The following is a 24,555-nucleotide window of genomic DNA, read 5'->3' on the forward strand; positions in this document are numbered from 1 at the left end:
ATAATTAAGTACGGCTTTCTATTGCTTTAGGTATTCCTCATAAAGCAAATTCATAGCTTCCATTATTTTGTTGTCAGCAGCCTGATTTGTAAATCTATTAGGTAAATTAATAGCCCCTACTGCAAAAATGAAAGGGTCTTCATTGAAGTCACCGATTATGCCAATATCAATCACAACATTGTCTAAGCCACCTGTCATATGATTTAGATGGTGTGTTGGAATGTGGTTTATATCTCCTTTTTGTCTAATCAGTCCATTAATGATTGGTGTCCAAAGGAGAGGTTGTGTTTTGTAGCCTTGAAAGATATGTATCATTATTTCAAGCATTTGGTTTAGTTGACCCTTGTTTTCAACATCTCTTGGGTTTTCAGCAATACTTATTGTCGGAAAATAAGATTGGATAGAATTGTTTAACTCTTCCCATCCACCACAATAATTTACAATACATTTAGCAACATAGCTATCATGGCAAGCAATCATTACTTCAACCGCCTCCCTTAAAGGAAGTGATTTTCTATTATGTAGATGAGGATAAAGTTCCTTGCTATCTTCTTCTGGATTAAATGAAATCTTATTAACTAGGTCTTCCCAATTATATGTATTTTCCTCTACCCATTTTGCTACACAAAATGCTATTGCTACTTTTGCTGCTGATGCAAGGGGGACTGTGAGTTCACTATTTAAAGCAGTATCATATCTTTGTTCTTTGCTGGAAAATAATATGATACCTATTTCTCCGTTATCTATTTCTTTAAGTTTATCAATAATTTTATTCAAGCATATTCACCTTACCTAATTCTTTGGCATAAGAATCTATTAGTTCAATCCATTTATGTCCATGAGGGTACTGTATTTTCAAGGCTTTTTTTAACCAATCACGGTTGCTAACATTTAATTTAGGTAATATATTTCCTAAATCAATAACGTCTTTCTCTCTAATGACAGAACTTCCACCTTTATAAAGAAGTTGTATTTCTGGTTTTAAAAATGGTATTCCGGATAAAGATTCTAACCCAATATCTTCAATAGGCATTCTTATTGTGTTGTTTCGTTTGTAGATCCAATTCTTCTCCTCTATATCCAATAACATTACTTGGAAAGCCCATGTTGATTCATCTTTTTTCTTTACCCAGATATTATCAAAATGAGAGTCTAGCAATTGATTCTTGTTCCAGGGTATTAACTGACCTTTAAATGCTATAAACATTTCCCAATCTCTACCCAGATGTCTTTGTAAAATTAAGTGGTCTGGTCTTAATATAACAATGTCAATATCCTCGTGAGCCCTTGTGATTTTTTGTAAATAAATATCTAAAGCCCACCCACCAGCAATCCACCATTGGATAGGAATTATGCTGAAGATACTTTGAATTTCAGTAATAGAAAGAGGTTTCCAGACTTCTTCATTTTCTCCCAACTTTTCACCCCATTTTTATTTTCGATCTATCCGTCACAGACTTTTATCTTAGTACCAATTTATAATATATAAATTCCTACAATAAGCTATTTTTCATCCAGTCTCATAAAAATGAGCGCTAATCCTGATTAATGTATTGAGTTATTGATTAATAAAGATACTCTCTCCATTCACTCCAAGCTTTCATATAGCTACTTAAGTCCTGAGGGTGTACTTTAATGCATACACCAATACGGGTATAAAGTTGAAAAATCACTTCATCTATAAGGCGTTCTTCAGTGAAGGGTGTATTATCTTTCCATATTGCGAATATTGGCAACAGCGTTTCTAAATTAAGGCTATCTGGAGATGAGCAGAATGCATACGTAAAATCATAAATCCTTGGACCAATTAAAGGTGACGGATCTATAACCCCGACTAGTTTGTTTGAATTATAGACGAAATTGTGGACCCCTGTATCTCCGTGAAGATAATATCTTTCTTCTTTATTATGAAAATCTCTAAGTTTCTCTACTAACTCTTTGACTTTTCTATGGTCTTCATTAGGTAGATGGTTTCCTATGCTTTCATAAGCAAGCTGAAAACTAATATTGTTAAAATCTGACCAGGTACTTCTATGTATGCCATTAACCCTTCCCCATGATGTATCATTATTTATCTTGTTGTATTTAGTAAATAATTCTCGAATTAAAATGGTCATCCACTCTAATTTAGAACCACGATTATTGTGAGTTTCTCCGGGGATATATGTATAAGCTATGTAGTTATCATTTTCATCCGCATAAATAACATCAGGTATTACACTTATTTCTTTGTACGCCAGCAGGAAATCTTTAGTTGAACTTATTATTTTCGAATCATCTATTTTGATAACATAGGTAGGGTTTTTATCTACTAAAAGAGTATATAAGACTCCATTGGTAGTACCACTATTCATGCGTTTTAACTCTATTTCAGCATTCCTTAACAATCCTTTACTTTCTAAAACATCAATGATTTTATCATTTTCTTTCATACAGCAGCTCCAATAGATTAATTAAACTTAACTACATTTATTTTTAAACTACCGCTCCCTGATAGTGGGAGAATCAACTTTTAAATCCTTTCCATTCCTTTGCTAAGATTGAATAAATGATATGATCTACATAACGGTCATATAGCCATTCTGCTTCTCTTAATTTTCCTTCCTCTACAAAACCTACCCTTTCAGCTAATAATCGACTCTTTTTGTTTTCAACTGCTATACTAACCTCAATTCTATTTAACCCAAGTTCTCTAAATCCGTAATCAACAATTGCATTTAATGCTTTTGTCATTATGCCCTTCCCTTGAAAACCTTCTCCTAGCCAATACCCAATTATACCAATCTTATTTCCTTTGTTTATTTCATTAAAGCCAATAGTTCCTGCAATTTGACCTTTATAAATTATTGCTACTGACTTTGGATAACCCCCATTTTCCACTAATGCACTTAATCGTGCTTTAATGGTTTCGATAGTATCCTCTACCGTTTCAACGTAATCAAGCCACCCAAGCCATTCCTTTAAATAAGGCTTTGAACAAATAATTAAGTTAAAAAACTCTTCAGCATCACCTACATTGAACAACCTCAGTGATGTTTCGTCATCCAACCTATGTATAAACATATCTCCACCAAGCCTTTACTTAGATATTGGTACCACTCTTTTTTCAAAATACCTGTACTATTCTTATATAAAGAGAAAGAGCAATCCATTGTGCTACAATCGCTTACAGTTTGCTGAAGAAAAAAACTAAATTTCCTCTTTCAATAACTCTGTTAACCCATATGGGTAAAGCACCTTTTTCCCAGAAAAAATTTCTTCTTTAGAAATCCATTTAGCATAAGTAATTTTATTTCCTTCAGATACTGTAAAATATTCTTGCTGATATAAATTCCTATCTTTAAAATCCACTAAGTATATCTGTGTTATTTCGTGTCCTACCACTTCGTCAATTTTAAATATATTTTCTATGCAGGAAATATATCCTTTGACTACAACATCAACGCCTAATTCCTCAGTAAACTCTCTCACCAATGTCTCATTTGACCTTTCGCCGAATTCGATTGTACCGCCTATGGGACGGTAATAAGAACCTATTCCTTTTGAATGCTTTCCTTCCTGTTCTTCCAAAAGGATATAGTTGTCCTTCACAATTATTCCTAGTGTATTTGCTCTTGGATACATCAATGAACCTCCCCTGAAAATAATGCTATCTAGTAGTTTCTAATGAGAGTATAAAAATCTTTTCTTCTCATACCTGCCTGTTTGCTTGATTCCAATTATTTCATAATCTAAAAATTCCTTCAATAAGATATTTTCTTTGGCCAAAAAAAACGAGCGCTGATTCCTGTTACAGGAAAGCGCCCTTTAATTGAAATAATAGTTACCAAAAAATCAACCTATAGGCATTGTTCTAATTGTTGGTTAAACCTACTAAAAAGTAAGTGTTATATCATTCATGTCCTCTATTAAACCTTTTTTAGGTTCATAAATATATACTTTTGGGTTTTCTACAGGTTTTACTGCCGGTTCATTGGGATTGAATAGAATAAGATTACTTCCAATAGACCTACTTGAGGAGTATATAATTCCTTTAAACCCGGCTTGTCTTGCACAATCAGCTATAAATGTAGTTAGGAAATATTGTGGTCTCCATTTACTTGATCTATCTACTACTTTATCGAATATATAACGTGAAGCTAGAAGGGCCTGAATCACTTCGTTTTCTGAGTAACCTAAACCTGACCACTCATGCCTTAAATCTAAAATCCCTGTTAACTCCCTTTTCTGAGAGTACTTCTGTATCCAAATAAGAGAAGAAATATCTGGATTATCAAGTGTTTCAATCATTGCGAGTTCATCGGTTTCTGCTAGATACAAAACGCTTTGTCCCTGGTGATGAAACCTTCCACCTGAGGATAATCCAACCTGAGGTGCAGTCATATCTGTTTGTTCAAACACCTTAGACTGGGAAACAAGTCTAGCCCTTGCCCACATCTTGTGTTTTACTTTTATTGAATCTAGATTGCTATTTGTTATCTCCTTGTATATTTTCTTTCCCATCGGATGTGCAAGCGCCAAGGATGGGTATTTTTCTATATGTGAACGAAAATTGTCTAGTTTATCAGCAAATCGAGTAATTATATATTGATATTTTCTTTCTTCTGCCAAAACAGCAACATCCTCTGTGCCTGCCACATCAAATTGTTCAAAACCAGATTTACCACAATTAGGACAAATTAGGTGTGCAGCAATATCCACCCGGTAATGTTCTGGACATTTAACGCTTTCAAGAATTTCATCGATGGTAGTTTCGTTTCCAGCTATCCAAATATAATCACCACCATCATAAGGCTGACAAGTTATACAATATTTTAATTCTTGTTGTGCTTTATCTTTATATTTCTCTGCTGTCTTATTAAGTTTAGGCAAATAATCTTGATATTCCATTTCTATCTCCTTTTAACGATGTTTATTAGAAAAAATTCACCCACATGCTTCAATTAATTTCTTAACAAGAGTAATTATCCAGTAATTTCTAAATCTCTTCAACACTCTAATTCATTAAGGTGCCCTCAAAAAATGAGCGCTTATCCTTGTTCTAGGACCGCGCCAGATTTTTAAGTAAATATAATTCTCGATATTTACTTATGTATCACTCGGTTTTATTGACTGTAGTAATCAATTTCCTGTTCTTTTCGTAGCTTTATTCCATTAGTTTCCTCTCTGGTTGATAGGAAATGTTCTACCTCTTCAATATTTGATGAACTAAAAACTAATTGCTCTGAATCAAAAATAACAAATGCTGGATAATCGTCAAATTCAAGTGTTTCTATATATTTATAAGTCTTATAATTATCCACTGGCATTAACCAAAGATAAGTACCAAAATAAAGTGTATCTAAACTGTCGTTACTTAATAATTTATTAAAGTCTAAATTATAATAATCTTGCACTTCTTGTACGTCTATAAACTCTTTATCTATTTCTGGAACTGCATAAAGCATATAAAAATCAGGATCTTTAGAAACTAAGTTCTCCAAAAGCTCTTTCTCCGATTTAGAATCGCAACCAGTTATTACTAACAACAAAAACAATACTGTTATTATTAATCTCAAATAAAGTGCCTCCTAATAACTCGCTAAACGGAGCCAATAGTTTATATACATTATTTCATAATATTACCAAAAAATATATAGATTTCTTAAAGACATTGTTCAACAATCTGGCCCGTTTGTTGAATAAGCCATTTAAGTTTACAAATGTACAGACTAATGAACTAAATGAAGTTAAACTATGCCGTCCATTAAAAAACAGGTCTAATCCATCAAAGGATCAAACCTGTTTTTTTGATATGTTTCAATCAGTCCCGTTTCGCTTTGGAACGGACTTCTAGTAGTTTGTTTTTGAGGTCGTTTTCCATTTGGACGAGTTCTAGTTCTACTTGATGGCGTTTTTCTCGTCCTTCTTGTTGAATTTGTAAGGTTTCTTCTAGTGTTTCGATTAGGTTTTCTTGTGTTTTCTTCAGCGTTTCGATGTCGACAAGACCTCGTTCGTTTTCACGTGCTGCCGAAATCGTGTTTTGTTTAAGCATTTCTGAGTTTCGCAATAACAGTTCATTGGTAGTCTCAGAAACATTTTTCTGTGTATCCACTGCCTTTTGTTGATTGTATAAGGAAACTGCAATAACCAGTTGGTTCTTCCATAGTGGAATTGCTGTAAGAATGGAAGATTGAATTCGTTCCACCAGAGTCTGGTTCGTATGCTGAATCATCCTTATTTGGGGTGCCATTTGCAGGGTGATTTGACGGCTGATTTTCAGGTCATGGGTACGCTTTTGAAGGCGGTCTGCAAACTGCATCATATCACTAACGGCCTGTACATCCATTTGATTATTCGTTTGCCTTGCTTTTTGTTCTAGCTCTGGAATGATGGTTGCTTGAATTTCATCAAATTTATGTTCCGCTGCTGCGATATAGATATTTAATGCCTGGAAGTAATCTTTATTTTTGTCGTATAAAGATTCAAGCATGATATTGTCACGCTGTAACACTTTTTTAAAGCTTTCCAGTTGATCAGAAATTTTATCGATTTCAAAACCAATTTTACGGTATTTTGCAAAAAGTTGTTGTACTGAATTATTGACACTTCCAAAAAATTTACCAAAGAAACTTTTTTTCTGAGGTTCCAGTTCTCCAGGTTTCACTTCTTTGATTTTTTTCATTAATTCAGAAACCACTTCTCCTACAGGGCCTGCGTCCTTTGCCTGAACATGGGACAATATGGAATTAGAAAAAGTGGACAGTTCGTTTTGAGCCGTAACACCGTAGGATGATATAGCGTGTTGATCATTTGGATCAATTTGTTTTGCAATATCGATGGCTTTCGCTTTGTACTCTTCAGAAAGGGTATCCATTACTTTTTCTTTCTTTGGTTCTGATTGAACCTCATTTGGATCTTGCGTCACCATTTCATTTTCCATTTTCGGCGTCGCGAATGGATTGCTTAATAAGTCATTCAGTGTATCTTCTTTTACTTGGTTTTTTACCCGGTCATTGTTTTTCATTGTCACTCACCCCATAAGCTACTTCTTCTCAATTATTCTTTTATCTGTATCAAGCTGTTGATAATTCATTAGTTTAATTTCTGTCGTAAGATTATTCATATCCCCTGACAGCACTGCCATCATCTCTTTTTCCATATTGCGTTCTAATTGTTTTAAAGCACTTTCTGTTTCTCGAAGCGCTTGAGAAACTTCATGAGTCCGCACTGGTTGATTTAATAGGTGCACATATTTTTCAGTAATGATAGCAGAGGAATCGAGATGATGGTGAAAGAAATTTTGAGCTGTACGATACCGTACCGGTTCCTTTTCCACCATTTTAATGATCTTTGTCGAGATCTTTGATAATTTTGTTATCGTTTGATAAACAAAAATCGAGCGCACGCGAAACCTTGAACTATTAATCTTCTTTGCTTTTTCTTTCGCTTCCTTTAATTGAGCAGTAACATATTTTTTCTCTTTTCGTTCTATCTTTTCCAAGTCGTTATTAGGTAGCAATTTTCTCTTCAATGCCCAATAGCTTCCAAGAAAGCCACCAAAAGCGCCAAGGATACCAAGTTGAATTTGATTACCTGTTAAAAGGAATACTATTAAAAAACCGATGGCAGCTAAATTAAACGATAGTATGATAATAAAACTTTGCAGTAAAAACCGTTTCATAACTTCACTCCTCACCTTTTTAAAGGCTTAAGATAAACTATACCTTTCTTACGTAATCAACAAGAGAAAGGTTTCAATTATTTATAGTTTTATTATAAGGGATAGAAGTCGGAATACGAAATACTTTATGTATCAGCCAATAGAATAAATGAAAATAGCCCTTGATTATGTTGATATCAAGGGCATTAAAGTATATTAAATTCCTATGGAAACGTATTTCACTTCCAAATATTCTTCCATTCCGTGATGTCCGCCTTCTCTCCCGATACCACTTTCTTTCAAACCGCCAAATGGGGCCTGAGCCACAGATGGTGCCCCATCATTAACACCAATAATGCCATAATCCAGTCCTTCTGTAACTCGATAAATTCTTGACATTTTCTCCGTGAATACATACGCTGCCAATCCGTACGGAGAATTATTAGCCCTCTTGATTGCCTCTTCTTCCTCTTTGAATGTGGTGATTGGGGCAAGAGGACCAAATGTTTCTTCATTCATGCAAAGCATTTCATCTGTTACACCCGTGATTACTGTCGGTTCCATAAACGTTTTATCCTTCACTTCACCTCCAAAAGCAACAGCTGCACCTTTCTCTTTGGCATCACTTAAATGCTCTTTCACTTTTTCTAATGCATCTTCATCAATCAGTGGTCCAAGATCCACTCCGCGCTCCATCCCGTTTCCAACTTTAAGTTTAGAAACCTCTTTGACGAAAAGTGAAGTGAATTCTTCAGCCACACTCTCCTGCACATATATTCTATTGGCACAAATACATGTCTGGCCGGCATTTCGAAATTTGGACTGAACAAGTCCTTTCGCTGCTTTCTCAAGGTCAGCATCCTCAAATATGATAAACGGAGCATGCCCGCCAAGCTCTAATGATAGTTTCTTGACTGTATGGGATGCTTGTTCCATTAATTTCTTACCAATTTCCGTAGATCCTGTAAAGGTAAGCTTTTTCACATTTTTATGTTTCATTAATGACTCGCCAATAACGGAAGATTTTCCGGTGATGACTTGCAGAACACCTTTAGGTACCCCTGCTTCGTCTGCATATTTTGCCAGGAGTAAGGCAGTCAGTGGAGTCTGTCCGGCGGGTTTAACGATTACCGTACATCCTGCAGCTAGGGCTGGAGCAACTTTCCTTGTAATCATTGCGGCTGGGAAATTCCATGGCGTAATGGCTGCAACAACACCAACCGGCTGCTTTTGGATCAGTACTCTTTTGTCCTTGGAGGAAGATGGAATGGTCTCTCCGTAGATTCTCTTGCCTTCCTCTTTATACCAATCTACAAAACTATTCGCATAGCCAACCTCTCCCAATGCTTCTCGGAACGGCTTGCCTTGCTCCTTTGTAAGAGTTTCTGCAATAAGCTTTTTATTTTCCTCCAATAAAAGGAACCATTTATTTAAAATATCTGCACGCTCATATGCCGTATAGTTCCTCCATGTTTGAAACGCTTCTTCTGCATGTTGGACCACTTTTTCCAGCTGGTCCTCGGAAATGCTTGGTACCGTACCGATCACTTCTCCTGTTGCTGGATTTGTCACTTCAATTACTTCTTCTGTATTCACCCATTCACCGTTTATGTACATCGAATATTTTTCCATTGTGTTCCCTCCATTTAAAAAGTTTTCAGGACATTCTCTTTAATATATTCACTCTTTATGGGACATTCCCTTTATTGAATACAAAAAAACACCAGTTAAGGTGTTTTTTGTTCGGCAACTGCAACTGGGTGGCGAAATAGTCTTAAACCATATATCAAAATTAACGTCAAAGAGAGCATTCCAAAAACGATTGCCATCATTTGAAGTCCTATCGTATCAAGGAACAACCCAGTTCCAAGAAGAACTACCTGGAATAACACGCGATCAAGCATATTTCGGAATGAGAAAAAGCGCCCGTGGTACTCTTTCGGTATTTTCGTTTGAAAAATGGTTGCTGCAATCGGGAAGAAACACCCAACCGCCAAGCCGAATAAACCAAAAGAGAATAATGTCATCCATTTAATGTCTGCAAAATACAAACTCAAATGGGAAATGGCTATTAATGTTACAAATAAAAACATTAGCGGAACCATATTGTTATCGTTAGATATACGTTTTACGGCAAATGCTCCAATCATGAAGCAGACACCTTCAATCGTGTAAATCCAGCTTTTAATCGCTTGATCATCTTGAATTTCACTGATGTTAATGACCATCAGGTTGAAGCCCCCAATGAATAGAAATGGGATAAACGTAAGAATCAATACGGTAAGAGCAATCGGCGTTTCCTTTAATACCGGCAGGACCTCTTTGAAGTCTCCGGATTTTTTGTTTTTGCCATCTAGTTCATTGTTATGATTTGGTTCTTCAAAGTTCAATAAAAAAGTAAGTAAGAATAAAATTCCATAAGCAACCATGGATGCCATATACAATGAAGATAAACTCATGATCACAAGCATGGCTCCTGCAAGTGCTGTCCCTGCAATTCTAGATACAGTGGATACATTCATATGTACCCCGTTCATTTCTAATAAATCTTTGTCTTTTACAATCAAAGGAATGGATGATTGCAACGCCGGAAAATAAAATGCAGCAGACAACTGAATGGCAATCATGAAGATAATCATGAAAAGAATAGATTGATATTCAATCGCTAGAAACATAAATACTACACTGATCATCCGACCGAATCCTGAAATTAACATTACTCGCTTTTTACTTGTTGAGTCGATGATTTTACCGGCTAACGGTCCTACCATCACACCTGCAAGGAGGCCTGCAAATAGAATAAGAGACTTGGCAAAATCTGAAGGCACCAATGCCTGCATAAACTCTAAGTTTCCTATAATACCAGTCCATAACCCTAAACCTGCAATAAATTCACCTATTAAAATAATCCATACATTCCGGTTTTTCCACATGATAGTTTCTCCGATCACTTGTGTTGTTGTAAGAAAACTATACCATGGAATGAATTAATTCGCCACTCGAAATTTCTTTTTATAAGCTTTCACTTTAGTCCTCATTCCGGCGATGAGGACTTCCCTTCTCCTTTCTCCTTGTCACTAAGGTCTTCATCACGCTGATGAGGACCTCTCTCCTTCTTTTTTCTAGTAACTGAGGTCTTCATACAATCCATTAGGCCCCCGTCCTTCGGAAAAGCGGAGAGTCTGAAAAAGAAAGCAATAAAAAATTGGCATAGGGAGTCCCTTTGCCAATTTTTTAATGGATTATTTCTTCTCTTCATATTTCTTAACAGTACCATCCTCAAACGTTACTTCAAGTTCAAATTCTTTGTAGTCATCTTTTAATTCGAATATTTCCAACACCTGCGTCATTACTTCTTGCTGATCTGCGTTGCTGTCGAATTTCAATTGTTCCAATCGAGGAGAAAGCTCCGTATATGCCTCGTCACCTTTAAGAGAAACTTCATTAACATTGTCCTCAATCTCTGCTTCTCCATTACCTTCTGCTTCATACTCAGCCTCATATTTCACTCTGTTTTCGTACTCCACTTCTAGGTCAAACTTGGTAAACTTATGACCAGTGGTACTTTGTTCGTTTTCTACATCTGTTGTTGTCCCCTCATTTTGAGGAGCATTTTCCGGAGGAGCAGATAAATTATCATTATCCGTTCCACAACCTACCGCTAATCCCGTAGTTAAGGTCATTACAATAGCTGTCATAATCCATTTATTCATATAAATCATCTCCTTAATAATTAGTAAGAGTATTTTTTCCTATTGGAAATTATTTACCCTCAATTATGAAAAGAATTCATTTTCTTGTTATGTACAACTTTTAAATACATCCCACTCAAAAATAGTAACCAAGAAGCACCCATTGCAAATCCGCCCAATACATCCAGTGGGTAGTGAACTCCTAAGTAAACTCTGCTAAATCCTATTAGTCCTATCAGAACATAACAAACAGCCATCAGTGTATTTCTTAGCCAGCTTTGCTTAATTATTAGGTAACACAAGAATGCAATAGCCCCGAAGAATGCCATGGAATTCATCGAGTGTCCACTAGGGTAACTATAAAATCCTGCCTCTACTACATGATCCAAGCTTGGTCTGTCTCTTGAAAAAATTGTTTTTAACAATGTATTTAGAAATCGCACGCCTATAAGATTAGCCCAAAGAAATAATGCCAAATACCAGTTCCGTTTGAATAGAATGAAGATTGTCAAGACAACAAGTGCCGGGTAGAAAAACAGCTTTGACCCTATATAGGATAAAAAGATAAAAAAACCATCAATTTCACCTATTCTATAAAGGCTTTCACCAATCATCCTGTCCCATGTTTCAGTTACTTCTACATTAATCAATAATGCTACAATGAGAAATACCAAAAAAAGAATACCGCTTGCTTTAAACATGGTGTTTGTTTTTATGTACACATTCATGATGTCACTCCCAACGAAAAAAAGGCTAACTCCCTGTATCTTAGAGTTAGCCTTAATCCTTGTTTTATAAGCTTTTTAACAGTAATTTTTTTAATAGTGGAAAGAGCACGTCTGGTAACTCTTCAATATCTGGAACTAAAATACTATACTTGCCATACATATTTTGAATGGTTTTCACTTGTCCTTCATCAATTTCACCGTTAGCTAAGAATACGTTGATTACTTCAAGTCCATTTTTTCGTGCTTCCATAACGGCTTGATGTGTATCTACTATCCCGTTCTTTTCGTAGTCCATCGCTGCAGGTTCCCCGTCGGAGAATACGAGTAGAAATTTTTGTTTTTCACTGCGGTGTACAAGTCTTTTAGTCATATGTCTGATCGCATAACCATCCCTGTTATCTTCTTCAGGTTCAAGCTGAAGAATCTCTGGCCCAGCAGCAGGTCTGAGACTTGAGTTGAAATCTATCACAGTTTTAAAATAGTTCGGTTGGCTTGTCTTTGTTGCATCATTGGTATCTTCCCAGAATCCTACCACTTCGTGAGGAACAAATACAGATTTTAACGCTTCATGAAAAAGAGTGATTCCATATTTGGTCTGTTCCATTTTATCAAACATGGACGCCGAGCAATCAACCAATAGGGAAAAAACAGCATCGATTTCGATAGATGGATTATCCTTTTTATAAAATACTCTTGGGTTTTCTTCTGTAAACCAAGGTAAAAGCTTTTTACTTAATCTGCCGAATGGAAGATCACTTCTTGGCATGATTTTTTTGTGCTCCAATGTTTTTTGAATTAACTGTTTTAATTTCTTTTGATAAGAGGAGACAAACAGCTTATATTCGTCATATCCAGCATAATGTTCTGCTGATATATTCTCAGGCTTTAAGAAGACAGGATAGGCGTATTTGTTCTCTTTCCCAAACTCCGCGCCGCTTCCCCCTTCTTTTTTTGTATCATTTAAAACATCCAACGCTTCAAGCTTGGAATAATCATTTTTATTTGTCTGTTGACTCTCGCCTTGGACAAAGCCCATTGCCTGGTCTCCATCTTCCCCTTCTCGTACGCCTTCCCCCATTAGATCGGTTTTTGTACCTTGTTCCATATCAAATTGAAGGAAGCTTTTATTGTTGCTTTCTGATTCACGGTGCCAAGTTGGGAGCTTGTCTTCATGAACGTCTTCTTCGTCGTCTTCATTATCCTTTTGTTTTATATCGTCATTTTTCAGTTCGCTTTTTCTTTTCATCTCATCGAAGGTTGGAGTTTCGTCTTCTTCGGGCGTATCTGAAAAGTCCGGCAGGAAAAAATACGTATTAAGCATATCTTTCTCTAAGAGATCTTCTAGTACTTCTACGATGGTTGTAACACTTCGAAAAATATCTTTCGTAGTTTTTGCTTCATAAGATTTAGCAATTTCGTCCCGAAGGAATGGGAGTGCAAGGTCTAACTCCTCATTTAATGAAGGTACATCCTCCAAAGGATTATCTGTGGTCAATAGTAGATACAACAGATTGTAAAGCGCATCTGTCATAATATTTCTTTCTATATTGACTGTAAGTTGGCTTCTGAAATATTTGCGATACTCCACTCTTCTCACCATAAAAGTTGTAGTGGTGCCTGGCCGCTCTCGTTTGCAAAGTTCCTCAAGTCTTATGTCTTCCATCAGGATGAACAGTTGTCTGCTTAAGCTAGATAAGTGTGTTCTTTTCATAAAAGCAAAAAGTTGTTTAATCACTTTATAGTCTGTATGCACAACAGATCCGACGCTACGCAAATACACATCGCTTTTCATACCATGAAGTTTTTCGAAAGTAGGATGGTTATCCCAGAATAAACTGATATACATCTTATTCATATATGGGTCATAGTAGGACTTGAACGCATATTCCACTTCAAGGTCTTTCTTTTTAGAAAGGGAAGTCGCTAAGTCCGATAGCTCCATAAATAGAAAGGAATCAATTTTTTTATCATTAAAAACGATAGGTCTCAAGTTAATCTCCTCATTCAAACAAAGTTTGTGCGATGTTTAAGATAGCCGCTTTTTCTCTATCATCTTCCAACTTTTCTATAATACCGCGCTTAATCGCTCTAAGCGGTGGCAAGTAAACACTAAGATCACATGTGTCTAATAGGGCGCGCACAGATGCAGCCTCTTCGGATAGATTTCCGTTTTCAACTAAAGCTATAAGGTCAGAAGATAAAGTTACATATTTACTAAGCAGTTTTTCGTCTTCCAATTTGGATTGATTTTTCAGGACTTGAAGTAAAACCTCTCCCTGCACATATGGCACATCGATGACAACAAATCGATTTTTCAGTGCTTCATTTAATGGTACCGTTCCCACATACCCTTCATTGATGGCAGCAATCACACCAAAGTCCTGATTTGCTCTCACTACTTCACCTGTAAAAGGATTCGTAATGGTTTTACGGTAGTCTAGTACACCGTTTAGAATTGGCAAGGTTTCAGGTTTTGCCATGTTTATTTCATCTATATATAGAAGGTTTCCTTGTTTCATTGCATTAATAACTGGACCTGGTACAAATTCTATCGTCGCTTTTCCATCATTATTGTGAATCGTTTTAAAGCCAAGTAATGCCTCAGCATCTAAGTCTACGGAGCAGTTAATACTATGCATCGGCTGATGAAAAATAGAAGATAACGTTTCTGCCAACTTCGTTTTTCCTGAGCCGGTTGGCCCTTTTAATAGGACGTTCTTCCCCATAGATAAAGCAATAATACAATCAAACAAAACATCATCGTCTGCTGATGTATATCCTGCCGACCCAATAAGGGAGCTGGTACCTTCTTTTTCTTTATTTCTTTTTATCTTTTCTTGAATAGCTGTAGGTAATTGATCTATAGCAAACATCTTTCAGTCTCCTTTTATCTTATTCCATGTAGTATCCCACAATATGGGCGTAGATATCGTTTTATTGAAAAAGGCTGCTGACAATAGATTGTCAACAGCCTAGTACATTATATCAACTATTTTGTTTTACTTGAAGTAAAAAGAGTTACTTTACTTAATGCTGTCCACTTCTTGAACTACTTTGTTCTTTCCGGAAACAATCCAGCCACCAACAGCGATTCCAATCAAGACGATCCAGAACATCGCTTTAAAGAGCGGACTGTGTGGGAAGTGGTATGGAAGCACGCCAACACTTGGGTGTGCCAATGTGTACATAGCAAGTTTGAAACCTACCCAACCAACAATTAAAAATGCGGCTGTTTCCAAACTTGGTCTTTCTTTTAACAGTTTCACGAAAAGCGTAGCAGCAAAACGCATGATAACTACCCCGATAAATCCACCAAGGAAAATGATGATGAATTGTCCTCCATCTATTCCTCCTATTTGAGGCAGATTAGTTTTTGGCAACGTCATGGCCAATGCAAAAGCCGCTAAAATAGAGTCCACTGCAAACGCAATGTCTGCAACTTCTACTTTGAAAACTGTCATCCAAAAACCGGACTGTTTTTTGGGCTTGTCAACGGTCGCAGCATGTTCCACTTTCGCCACTGCAAACCTTCGCCATATATGGTTAAGTGCGATAAACAGCAAGTAAGCAGCTCCAATCGCCTGTACTTGCCAAATAGTTACTAGGTATGAAATTGCAAATAAAGATCCAAGCCTGAAGACGAGTGCCCCTGCCAGACCGTAAAATAAAGCCTTTTTACGTGCCTCTTCCGGTAGGTGCTTAACCATAATTGCTAGTACTAGTGCGTTGTCAGCCGCTAAAATACCTTCAAGTGCAATCAAGACAAGAAGAACCCAGCCGTATTCCAATAATAATGATAATTCCATGGTTTCCTCTCCTTTTTACATAACAAAAGCCTTTCCTAGAAACAGGTAAAGGCTTTTATGAACACATAAAAGACCTTTACCTAGAACTGTCCAATTTCCAGTTTAGGCAAAGGTCTTGCTAACAACATCAAGGTTGCCGATAAAGCCGGTGCTGAATATATCAGTCACGTCATGACGGCAATATCGTTCTCATAGCTACTCCCCTTTGATTGGGCTTGTGCATATGTAGTTTTAATATAAACCTATTCTAGTAGCTTTATAGAAATGTGTCAACAAAATATTTCATCCACCTCTTGAAGCTTTAGGACATTCATTGTCGTAAATTTCAAATAGTTTATTTCTACACTCTAAATAAATGTTTTATGATATAATCCATACCATTATTACATAATTACTTCAACTAAAAGGTCGTGGCATTGTTATGCATCAGGTATTTTCCTATAAAGATCGTCTTCAGCTTTTCATTAAAATTGTCGTTCCCATTCTTATCACCCAACTCGGTTTATTTTCCATGAATCTCTTTGACATCATGATGACCGGAAACGTAGGGGCAAGCGACTTAGCCGGTGTGGCAATCGGTTCTGGACTTTGGGTCCCAGTCTACACTGGTCTGAGTGGAATACTACTCTCCATTACTCCTATCGTGGCACAATTGGTTGGCGCGAAAAAAACGGAAGGTGTCCCGTTTTCAATCACACAAGGCGTGTATGTCGCATTTGCCATGAGTATACTTGTTATCTTAATGGGTGCTTTGTTGATTAACCCGATACTTTCTGGAATGAATTTGGAAGAGGGAGTTAGACATGTAGCTAAGTATTACTTGGTTGCACTTGGATTTGGAATTATTCCATTGTTTGTCTACACCGTAATTCGATGTTTTATTGATGCGTTAGGACATACAAGAACTTCTATGATCATCACATTGCTCTCCTTACCTATTAACGTCTTACTTAACTACCTATTGATCTTTGGAAAACTTGGACTCCCTGCCCTTGGGGGAATCGGTTCTGGAGTGGCATCTGCGTTGACCTACTGGCTTATCATGATCATTTCTTTATATATAGTCCTGAAGAAAAAGCCTTTTACCAAGTATCCACTTTTCAAGAAGCTATATCCCGTTTCCTTCTCAAAGTGGAAAGAGATCCTACTAATCGGAGTTCCGATAGGACTTTCGATTTTCTTTGAAACCAGTATTTTTTCAGCAGTGACGCTCTTGATGAGTTCTTTTGATACAGTGACGATCGCTTCCCATCAAGTAGCACTGAATTTTGCTTCCCTGCTTTATATGATTCCGCTCAGCATTTCAATGGCCTTAACCATATTGGTCGGGTTTGAAGTTGGAGCAGGACGCATTCATGATGCCAAACAATACACCATCATGGGCGTAGTTTCGGCAGTCTTACTATCTTCCATTTGTGCAGTCTTCCTATATTTCTTTAGAGCAGAAGTTGCTTATCTTTATACAAAGGATCCAGAAGTGATTGCACTGACTACCGCTTTTCTCTTGTACGCAATTTTCTTCCAGCTTTCTGACGCGATTGCTGCACCGATACAAGGGGCTTTAAGAGGATATAAGGATGTCAACGTTACGTTTATGCTAGCTTTTGTATCCTATTGGATCATCGGTTTGCCGATTGGATATCTACTCGCTAACTTTACTGAATTTGGAGCATTTGGCTATTGGATTGGCCTAATATGTGGGTTAGCCGCAGGAGCAGTAGGACTTTCTTTCCGTTTAAGCATTCTTCAAAAAAGATATATGAGAACAAATGTACCTATAAAATAAATATAACTATTCTTATAGGAATAAAAAAAGGACTTATGTAGTAAATTGTCGAAAAAAGTCATATTATAATTCTTAAGTGAGGTATTACCTATGAATGATTATGATATGGAAAAAGTCCGTGCTTCTTTACACTATTTTCGCCATGAGCTAAAAGTCCTTCTTGATTTACTTGAAAGCTATGAAATATCAGACTATGAACAGAAAGCAAAATTGCAGGAAGATCTGATTATACGGTTCAAAAGATACAAAGAAAAATTGAAAAGAGAAATCAAAATTTTGATTGAATACGATGCTAATCTTCTGAGTTCAGACTTCCTATTACCCTCCTTGGCTGTTGCGTTTGCCTATCTGCAAGATATTGGAGTTAATCGCATTAATCCAAACAGCATTCAAAAGGTTGTCCAACAAATTAAAAAGGCCTACTTTTTTATGGAACGTTGTGACCAAAACATAAATACAGGAACATAGTAAAAGGCAGCCGAGCGGCTGCCTTTTATTTACTGCCTATATTATTTTCCGATAAACATTTGAGTCCAGTAGTTACCTTCTTCCACATGACCTACACCAATGTGAGTGAAGTTCTCATTCATGATGTTTGCACGGTGACCTTCAGAGTTCATCCAAGCATTCACAACTTCTTCAGGGCTTTGTTGACCTTGTGCAATGTTCTCCCCTGCAGTGTTGTATTGAATTCCGTATTTCTTCATCATATCAAATGGAGATCCGTGTGTCGGGCTGTTATGAGAGAAATAATTGTTTTGTTGCATGTCTTTAGACTTGTCTTTCGCTACTTTGCTTAATTCTACATCTAATTCAAGTGGTGCTAAACCTTGTTTTTCACGCTCAGCGTTAGTTAATTCTACAACTTTCTTTTCAAACTCACTTACAGCGCCAGCAGTTTGTTCAGTTGCTGGTTTTTCAGCATTTTGTTGTGGTGCTTGTTGTTGTGGTGCTTGAGTTTCTTGCTTTGGTGCTTCCTGTTTAGGTGCTGGAGCTTCTTGCTTTGGTGCTTCCTGTTTAGGTGCTGTAGCTTCTTGCTTTGGTGCTTCCTGTTTCGGTGCTTCAGCAGGAGCTTCAGCAGGAGCTTCCGCTTTTTCTTCCTTAGGAGCTTCTACTTTTTCAGCAGGTTTCTGCTCAGCTTGTTTTGGAGCTTCTTTTTCAGCTGCTTCAGCAGATGGTGCGCCATTTAGGTTTACTTTTACGCCATATTTTTCTTCAAGTTCCTTTACATAACCATCTAAGAATGCTTTTGCATCTTCTTGGTTTGTGAATGCTTTATTACTATTAAATGAAGTGACTTTGTTTGTTAAGTCACATGTTGGTTTTGTTGGTGCGTTTGATTCTGCCTTTGCATTCATTCCGAATGGTGCCGCAGTTAATACAGCTGCAGTAGTTACAGCAGTGATGATTGACTTTTTGTTGATTTTCATAGGTGTGTTTCCCCCTTGAAAGTTTTTTATGTTGCTTTCTTGCTACACGAAAATCATATCATGGGTTTTGTGTAATATTAGAGGAATAATGTGGATAAAAAAAATGTATGTTTTCTATAATTATCCATATACTCCGAAAATCTATATGTATCAACGGATTTCAATCAATGGTTAGTTCTATCGCATTTGAAGCATTTTTCCAGTAAAATGAAACACATTAAAATTATACTAAAAAAATGGTGTTGACAAGTTTTGATACAGTCCTTTTTATTACAGAATTGTACTGTTATGTTACATACTTTACAGGAAATCTTACTTTTTTGGATAAAAAAACCATAAAAACACCAAACTTTTTGAAAGCCTGGTGTTTCACATAGATTTATTTTTCTATCCAAGTAAACATATACTTTTTATCTTCTATACTGTGAGCTTTTTTAACCACCTTCAATGGCTTGAATGTATCTATCATGACTGCTAGCTCCAAGGTCTCCTTCTTTCCGATACTAGCTTCTGTGGTACCAGGATGCGGACCGTGCGGAATCCCGGATGGGTGTAACGTGATAGATCCCTCCTCAATTCCTTTGCGGCTCATGAAGTTTCCTGCCACATAATACAGCAGTTCATCACTGTTCACGTTACTATGATAATAAGGAGCCGGTATTGCTTCTGGGTGGTAATCGTATAATCTTGGCACAAAGGAGCAGACAACAAAGTTATGTCCTTCAAACGTCTGATGGACTGGAGGTGGCTGATGAACCCTGCCTGTTATTGGCTCAAAATCTTCTATATTAAATACCCACGGATAGAGATAACCGTCCCAACCCACTACATCAAGCGGGTGATGTCCAAGTACATGTGAATGCAGATAGCCCCTTGTTTTGGTGATTACTTCATACTCACCTTTTTCTGTATATGTTTCTAACGTTTCAGGTCCTCTAAAGTCTCGTTCGCAAAATGGACTGTGTTCCAACATCTGGCCATATTCATTGCGATACCTTCTAGGTGTAGTTAGTTGACTAAAAGATTCAATGAAGAGAATTTTTGTTTCTTCATTAGGGATGACACGGTAAATGGTTCCGATTGGGATGGTTACATAATCTCCAGGACGGTAAGTAATAGTCCCGAACATGGTTTCTACTTTCCCTGACCCGTAATGGATGAATAGCAGTTCGTCTCCGTCTCCATTTCGGTAATAGTTCTCCATTTTCTCCGTGACCAGTGCTGTTCCTATTAATAGATCACTGTTTCCTAATAAATACTCTCTGGCATCTAGTGCGTTTCCTTTGGTCTCTAATGAAGTGGTTAGTAGGTGGCGATGATTCAGGGCATCTTGTTCTTCATATTCCGGCATATAGCTGCCAAGTACCGTGGATTTTACCACTTCTGTTGGCAGGTAGTGATGATAGAGGATGGATTGTGTACCTGAGAATCCTTTTGTACCCATTACTTGTTCTCTATATAATGTCCCGTCTTCCTTTTTAAACATCGTGTGGCGTTTATGCGGTATTTCTCCCATTTTACGATAATACATGAGCTCACCTCATATCTTAGTAGTTATCTAATTGTGTTTTTCAATGTGCCTAGACCTGTTATGGATAGTTCTACTTCATCGCCGGGTTGCAGCCAGCGGTGTACTTCTGTACCTAGTTCTAAGATACACCCGCTACCAACTGTTCCCGATCCAATCACTTCCCCGGGGTATAAGGTAACATCGGCTGAAGCTCTTTCAATCATTTGAGCAAACGTATAGTGAATCTGCTCAAAGTTCCCTTTAGAAAGTAGGCTTCCATTAACAGAAGCAGTCATTTCTAAGTTGTACCCTTTATTTGTCTTAAACGATTCAAGTTCGTCAGGTGTCACAATGACAGGTCCTAAAGATGTGGCAAAATCTTTTCCTTTTGCCGGGCCCAAACCGACCTTCATCTCTTTTGCTTGAAGGTCCCTTGCACTCCAATCATTCATGATGCAATAGCCGAAAATGTATTCCTCTGCATCCTGAGCTTTAATATTTCTGCCTTCTTTTCCAATGATGCAGGCGATTTCCAGCTCATAATCAAGCCACTCACAGGTTGATGGTTTATCAATCCCTTCCCCAGGGCCTTTAATGGCCAAGTGGTTGGTAAAATAAAAAACGGGAATCTCATACCATTCCGGAATTACATCCAGCCCCCTTCTGGCGCGCGCAGTCTTTACATGCTCCTCAAACGCGTAGAAATCACGAACGCTTACAGGTCTAGGTAAAGGTGCAAGAAGGGTGACTTCTTCTATTTTGTACCTTCCTTTATTGCTATCACTGCTTAAATGAAGTGTTACGATATCTCTATATTTCTCATACTGGTTTATCAATGTAAGAAGGTCGCTTGGTAATAGACCATCTGATGCTTCGTTCATATCGACAACAATGTCATGATTTATCCAGCCGGCTTTTATTTCACCAGAGCTATTTTTAAAGGTAATATATTTCATGACAAACCCTCACATTTCCTTATTTACGTTGAAGTTCGAACATATCACTAATGGCCTTTGTGTACATGCTTCCTGCCATTCTTCCTACTGGATTCAATTTCTTTGTATCAATTTTCCCTTCATAATAAAGGTCATCTGATATGTGGAAACTCTCTACTTTTCCGATAACAAGGCTGCCTGACCCTGGTTTATCTCCGAAATGCAGTACTTCATGTAGAGAACATTCCATTTGTACAAGACTTTCCTTCACACGAGGCGGTGTAACTACAGAACTAGGTTCTTTCGTGAAACCTGATTCTTCAAATTCATCCACTTCGCTTGGAAATTCAGTTGCTGTGATATTCATTTGCTCCACTATTTCCTCACTGACAATATTGATGACAAACTCCTTTGTACTTTCAATATTTAATAAGGTATCTTTTTTTGACCCATCTGTCCCTCTACGCATAGGAGAAAAGCAGACTAGCATCGGCTCTGCGCTGATAGCTGTAAAAAAACTGAAAGGAGCGATGTTTGCAACTCCTTCGTTATTAATAGAAGAAACTAGTGCAATGGGTCTTGGCAAGATTGAACCCACCATCAGCTTGTATGCATCTTTCCAGGCCAGATTGCTTGGTTGGATATCCATTTTTGTCACCTGCACTTTGCTACAAATTTTTTAACGTCTCGATAAAATAACGATTATCTTCCATGGAGCAAATGGTGACCCTGATACTGTTTGGATACCCTAAAGCTGTTCCAGATTTAACCATGATCCCTTTTGCAAGTAATTGTTGAGTGAGTTCATTTCCATCTTTGCCGATATGTATCATCATGAAATTTGCTTGTGTAGGAAAATAGGTATAACCTAGTTCGACTAGTTCTGCTTCCAAGTATGCTCTCCCTTCTTCATTGCGAAGGATGCACTCTCTTCTGAATTCCTGGTCTCTAATTGCTTCCATCGCAGCTGCTTGAGCAAGCTGATTTACATTGAAAACCTCTTTCACTTTGTTCAATTCTGCTGATATGGAAGGATCCATAATGCCATAACCAATTCTTAATCCAGCCAGGCCATATACTTTCGAAAAAGTTCTTAAAATAACAAGATTAGCATGTTTCTTTAATAGAGGAATGGATTGAAGATATTCCTCACTTGTTGCGTATTCATAGTACGCCTCATCTAAAACAATCAAGATATGCTCTGGTACTTTTTCCATGAAGGCAATAAGTTCATCCTTATTTACGATTGTCCCTGTTGGATTGTTAGGATTGCAGACAAAAATCATTTTTGTTTGTTCTGTGATATTAGCAAGCATCGCAGTCAAATCATGTACACCATCTTTTAATGGAACGATTACCGGTTTACCACCTTCAATGGAAACGTTAGTTTTATATCTTGGAAATGTAATATCAGCCATAATGGCTTCTTCTTCACTATTCAGAAAAGCTCGGATCAGCAGCCTGATTATTTCATCTGAACCATTTCCAATGAACAGTTGATTTTGATCAACCCCCAAGAAATCACCTAGTTTCATAGAAAGAGCTCTAGCGGAACCGTCAGGGTATGTAAATAAATGATCTAACCTTTGCATTAATTGCTTCTTTACAAGCGGTGAACATCCGAACACATTTTCAATTTCAGACATATTTCTTATAAGTGCGATACCTAATTCCGTCTGTATATCCTGCAAGCTTTTCCCTAAAGGGTAGGCAGCAATATGCTGGAGAATTTCTCGGCTTTTTACTTTTACCGCCATTTGTTCATCTACCTCCTATAAAAAAGGGAGGAAACTGGTCCTCCCCTTAGTGACTTGCTTACAGATTTCCTCTTAGTTCTTGCTCTCTTTCAATGGATTCAAATAACGCTTTGAAGTTTCCTTCCCCAAAGCCTTTTGCACCCTTACGTTGAATCACTTCAATGAAAAGAGTTGGTCTGTCTACAATTGGTTTTGTGAAAATCTGAAGCAGATAACCTTCATCGTCTCGGTCAACGAGAATGCTCAGCTCGCGAAGCTTTGCAATTTCTTCATCAATTTCCCCTACTCTTTCAGACAACATTTCATAGTATGTGTCAGGAGTATTTAGGAACTCTACCCCATTTTCTTTTAGCTTGCTTACTGTCTGTACAATATCTTCCGTCAAAATTGCAATATGCTGAACACCGGCACCATTATAGAACTCCAAGTATTCTTCGATTTGTGATTTTCTTTTTCCTTCAGCAGGTTCATTGATTGGGAATTTGATTCTGCCGCCATTGTGCATCACTTTAGACATTAGCGCGGAATATTCTGTGTTAATATCTTTATCAGTGAAATGAGTCATTTCTTTAAAGCCCATCACTTTTTCGTAATAAGCAACCCATTCTTCCATTTGCTCTACATTTCCTACCACATGATCGATTCCAATAATTCCTGCGTCTCTAACTGGAGTGGAGTTCGTGTATGCTTTGAATCCAGGCATAAATACTCCATTATAATTTTTACGTTCAACCAAAGTGTGAATGGTATCTCCGTATGTACCAATTACCGCTTTTTTCAATGTTCCGTTCTCGTCTGTCAGCTCTTGTGGAGGCTGGATGGCAATTGCTCCTCTTTCCACCGCTCCGTTGTAAGCACTTTCAACATCGTCCACAACAAGTGCAATATCCTTTACTCCGTCTCCATGCTTTTTAACAAACTCAGAAATTTTTGTATCTTGCTTAAGTGAACCTGTGATGACAAGTCGTACATTACGTTGCTTTAATACATAGGAAACCGTCTCCCTGTTTCCTGTTTCTAAACCAGAATAAGCTATAGGTTGAAAACCGAATGTGGTAGCAAAGAAGTGTGATGCTTGTTTAGCGTTGCCTGTGTAGATCTCCAAATAGTCAACATCTTTTACTGGAAATACTTCTTCCGCTTGATCTTTTACTTGCATCGTTTTTTCTACGTTCATAAATACCCCTCCTGATTTTTACTAAAAAATATTATTATTCTGAATATAATATAATCTATAGTTTTCATAGTCTGCAAGAGTCTCGTTTAAAG

At 37.3% G+C, this 24,555-nt stretch carries 24 protein-coding genes; 2 read left to right on the forward strand and 22 right to left on the reverse strand.

From position 1 onward, the window contains the following. Positions 1-18: 18 nt before the first annotated feature. From K7887_RS11400 to K7887_RS11475, 16 genes are all read right to left on the reverse strand, one after another. A complete protein-coding gene (locus K7887_RS11400; RefSeq protein WP_223489289.1) occupies positions 19-777 on the reverse strand; it encodes a serine hydrolase in 759 nt (252 codons plus the stop codon). Beyond that, on the reverse strand, positions 770-1,417 hold the full coding sequence (locus K7887_RS11405; protein WP_223489290.1) for a nucleotidyltransferase domain-containing protein: 648 nt from the start codon (positions 1,415-1,417) through the stop codon (positions 770-772). Before K7887_RS11405 ends, K7887_RS11400 begins: the two co-directional genes overlap by 8 nt. 148 nt (positions 1,418-1,565) lie before the next feature. Next, on the reverse strand, positions 1,566-2,432 hold the full coding sequence (locus K7887_RS11410; RefSeq protein ID WP_223489291.1) for a protein kinase family protein: 867 nt from the start codon (positions 2,430-2,432) through the stop codon (positions 1,566-1,568). Between the two features lie 73 nt (positions 2,433-2,505). Further along, entirely contained in the window at positions 2,506-3,063 is a 558-nt protein-coding gene (locus K7887_RS11415) for a GNAT family N-acetyltransferase (protein ID WP_223489292.1), read from the reverse strand. Between the two features lie 126 nt (positions 3,064-3,189). Continuing rightward, entirely contained in the window at positions 3,190-3,624 is a 435-nt protein-coding gene (locus K7887_RS11420) for an NUDIX hydrolase (RefSeq protein WP_223489293.1), read from the reverse strand. A gap of 249 nt (positions 3,625-3,873) precedes the next feature. Next, entirely contained in the window at positions 3,874-4,890 is a 1,017-nt protein-coding gene (locus tag K7887_RS11425; RefSeq protein WP_223489294.1) for an RES family NAD+ phosphorylase, read from the reverse strand. Between the two features lie 215 nt (positions 4,891-5,105). Next, positions 5,106-5,558, reverse strand: a complete 453-nt coding sequence (locus K7887_RS11430; RefSeq protein WP_223489296.1) for a hypothetical protein — start codon at positions 5,556-5,558, stop codon at positions 5,106-5,108. A gap of 245 nt (positions 5,559-5,803) precedes the next feature. Continuing rightward, positions 5,804-7,006, reverse strand: a complete 1,203-nt coding sequence (locus K7887_RS11435) for a toxic anion resistance protein (RefSeq protein ID WP_223489298.1) — start codon at positions 7,004-7,006, stop codon at positions 5,804-5,806. Between the two features lie 18 nt (positions 7,007-7,024). Then, entirely contained in the window at positions 7,025-7,663 is a 639-nt protein-coding gene (locus K7887_RS11440) for a 5-bromo-4-chloroindolyl phosphate hydrolysis family protein (RefSeq protein ID WP_223489300.1), read from the reverse strand. A 195-nt stretch (positions 7,664-7,858) separates the two neighbouring features. Continuing rightward, a complete protein-coding gene (locus K7887_RS11445) occupies positions 7,859-9,274 on the reverse strand; it encodes an NAD-dependent succinate-semialdehyde dehydrogenase (protein WP_223489301.1) in 1,416 nt (471 codons plus the stop codon). A gap of 95 nt (positions 9,275-9,369) precedes the next feature. After that, on the reverse strand, positions 9,370-10,575 hold the full coding sequence (locus tag K7887_RS11450) for an MFS transporter (protein WP_223489302.1): 1,206 nt from the start codon (positions 10,573-10,575) through the stop codon (positions 9,370-9,372). Between the two features lie 309 nt (positions 10,576-10,884). Further along, positions 10,885-11,355, reverse strand: a complete 471-nt coding sequence (locus tag K7887_RS11455) for a YusW family protein (protein ID WP_223489303.1) — start codon at positions 11,353-11,355, stop codon at positions 10,885-10,887. 59 nt (positions 11,356-11,414) lie between these two features. After that, complete coding sequence (locus K7887_RS11460) at positions 11,415-12,062, reverse strand: phosphatase PAP2 family protein (protein WP_223489304.1); 648 nt, start codon at positions 12,060-12,062, stop codon at positions 11,415-11,417. A 64-nt stretch (positions 12,063-12,126) separates the two neighbouring features. Beyond that, a complete protein-coding gene (locus K7887_RS11465) occupies positions 12,127-14,052 on the reverse strand; it encodes a vWA domain-containing protein (RefSeq protein WP_223489305.1) in 1,926 nt (641 codons plus the stop codon). A gap of 10 nt (positions 14,053-14,062) precedes the next feature. After that, positions 14,063-14,935 (reverse strand): ATP-binding protein, encoded by an 873-nt coding sequence (locus tag K7887_RS11470; RefSeq protein ID WP_223489306.1) that lies wholly within the window; start codon positions 14,933-14,935, stop codon positions 14,063-14,065. Positions 14,936-15,085: 150 nt separating this feature from the next. Continuing rightward, complete coding sequence (locus tag K7887_RS11475) at positions 15,086-15,868, reverse strand: TerC family protein (protein WP_223489307.1); 783 nt, start codon at positions 15,866-15,868, stop codon at positions 15,086-15,088. 421 nt (positions 15,869-16,289) lie between these two features. On the opposite strand from K7887_RS11475, the gene K7887_RS11480 reads away from it, so the two are divergent. Continuing rightward, entirely contained in the window at positions 16,290-17,654 is a 1,365-nt protein-coding gene (locus tag K7887_RS11480) for an MATE family efflux transporter (RefSeq protein WP_223489308.1), read from the forward strand. Positions 17,655-17,744: 90 nt separating this feature from the next. Then, a complete protein-coding gene (locus tag K7887_RS11485; RefSeq protein WP_223489309.1) occupies positions 17,745-18,122 on the forward strand; it encodes a hypothetical protein in 378 nt (125 codons plus the stop codon). Positions 18,123-18,163: 41 nt separating this feature from the next. Here K7887_RS11485 and K7887_RS11490 read toward each other — a convergent pair whose 3' ends face one another. From K7887_RS11490 to hppD, 6 genes are all read right to left on the reverse strand, one after another. Further along, positions 18,164-19,084: a CAP domain-containing protein gene (locus K7887_RS11490; RefSeq protein WP_223489311.1), complete on the reverse strand. Its 921-nt coding sequence runs from the start codon at positions 19,082-19,084 to the stop codon at positions 18,164-18,166. Positions 19,085-19,463: 379 nt separating this feature from the next. Continuing rightward, the gene (locus K7887_RS11495) at positions 19,464-20,615 is read right to left on the reverse strand and encodes a homogentisate 1,2-dioxygenase (RefSeq protein WP_223489312.1); all 1,152 of its coding nucleotides are present in this window, start codon (positions 20,613-20,615) and stop codon (positions 19,464-19,466) included. 23 nt (positions 20,616-20,638) lie between these two features. Beyond that, positions 20,639-21,550: a fumarylacetoacetate hydrolase family protein gene (locus K7887_RS11500; RefSeq protein ID WP_223489313.1), complete on the reverse strand. Its 912-nt coding sequence runs from the start codon at positions 21,548-21,550 to the stop codon at positions 20,639-20,641. Positions 21,551-21,569: 19 nt separating this feature from the next. After that, positions 21,570-22,178: a flavin reductase family protein gene (locus tag K7887_RS11505; protein ID WP_223489314.1), complete on the reverse strand. Its 609-nt coding sequence runs from the start codon at positions 22,176-22,178 to the stop codon at positions 21,570-21,572. A gap of 19 nt (positions 22,179-22,197) precedes the next feature. After that, on the reverse strand, positions 22,198-23,286 hold the full coding sequence (gene hisC / locus K7887_RS11510; protein WP_223489315.1) for a histidinol-phosphate transaminase: 1,089 nt from the start codon (positions 23,284-23,286) through the stop codon (positions 22,198-22,200). A gap of 58 nt (positions 23,287-23,344) precedes the next feature. After that, positions 23,345-24,463 (reverse strand): 4-hydroxyphenylpyruvate dioxygenase, encoded by a 1,119-nt coding sequence (gene hppD / locus K7887_RS11515; RefSeq protein WP_223489316.1) that lies wholly within the window; start codon positions 24,461-24,463, stop codon positions 23,345-23,347. Between the last annotated feature and the right edge of the window lie 92 nt (positions 24,464-24,555).

This window comes from Sutcliffiella horikoshii (assembly GCF_019931755.1).
Lineage (GTDB): Bacteria > Bacillota > Bacilli > Bacillales > Bacillaceae_I > Sutcliffiella_A > Sutcliffiella_A horikoshii_E.

Coding starts and splice junctions, on each gene's coding strand:
- K7887_RS11475 (WP_223489307.1), bottom strand. CDS start 15,868: ATGGAATTATCATTATTATTGGAATACGGCTGGGTTCTTCTTGTCTTG.
- K7887_RS11485 (WP_223489309.1), top strand. CDS start 17,745: ATGAATGATTATGATATGGAAAAAGTCCGTGCTTCTTTACACTATTTT.
- hisC (WP_223489315.1), bottom strand. CDS start 23,286: ATGGCGGTAAAAGTAAAAAGCCGAGAAATTCTCCAGCATATTGCTGCC.
- K7887_RS11490 (WP_223489311.1), bottom strand. CDS start 19,084: ATGAAAATCAACAAAAAGTCAATCATCACTGCTGTAACTACTGCAGCT.
- K7887_RS11500 (WP_223489313.1), bottom strand. CDS start 21,550: ATGAAATATATTACCTTTAAAAATAGCTCTGGTGAAATAAAAGCCGGC.
- K7887_RS11505 (WP_223489314.1), bottom strand. CDS start 22,178: ATGGATATCCAACCAAGCAATCTGGCCTGGAAAGATGCATACAAGCTG.
- K7887_RS11450 (WP_223489302.1), bottom strand. CDS start 10,575: ATGTGGAAAAACCGGAATGTATGGATTATTTTAATAGGTGAATTTATT.
- K7887_RS11460 (WP_223489304.1), bottom strand. CDS start 12,062: ATGAATGTGTACATAAAAACAAACACCATGTTTAAAGCAAGCGGTATT.
- K7887_RS11470 (WP_223489306.1), bottom strand. CDS start 14,935: ATGTTTGCTATAGATCAATTACCTACAGCTATTCAAGAAAAGATAAAA.
- hppD (WP_223489316.1), bottom strand. CDS start 24,463: ATGAACGTAGAAAAAACGATGCAAGTAAAAGATCAAGCGGAAGAAGTA.
- K7887_RS11435 (WP_223489298.1), bottom strand. CDS start 7,006: ATGAAAAACAATGACCGGGTAAAAAACCAAGTAAAAGAAGATACACTG.
- K7887_RS11420 (WP_223489293.1), bottom strand. CDS start 3,624: ATGTATCCAAGAGCAAATACACTAGGAATAATTGTGAAGGACAACTAT.
- K7887_RS11480 (WP_223489308.1), top strand. CDS start 16,290: ATGCATCAGGTATTTTCCTATAAAGATCGTCTTCAGCTTTTCATTAAA.
- K7887_RS11445 (WP_223489301.1), bottom strand. CDS start 9,274: ATGGAAAAATATTCGATGTACATAAACGGTGAATGGGTGAATACAGAA.
- K7887_RS11495 (WP_223489312.1), bottom strand. CDS start 20,615: ATGTATTATCGTAAAATGGGAGAAATACCGCATAAACGCCACACGATG.
- K7887_RS11455 (WP_223489303.1), bottom strand. CDS start 11,355: ATGAATAAATGGATTATGACAGCTATTGTAATGACCTTAACTACGGGA.
- K7887_RS11415 (WP_223489292.1), bottom strand. CDS start 3,063: ATGTTTATACATAGGTTGGATGACGAAACATCACTGAGGTTGTTCAAT.
- K7887_RS11425 (WP_223489294.1), bottom strand. CDS start 4,890: ATGGAATATCAAGATTATTTGCCTAAACTTAATAAGACAGCAGAGAAA.
- K7887_RS11440 (WP_223489300.1), bottom strand. CDS start 7,663: ATGAAACGGTTTTTACTGCAAAGTTTTATTATCATACTATCGTTTAAT.
- K7887_RS11410 (WP_223489291.1), bottom strand. CDS start 2,432: ATGAAAGAAAATGATAAAATCATTGATGTTTTAGAAAGTAAAGGATTG.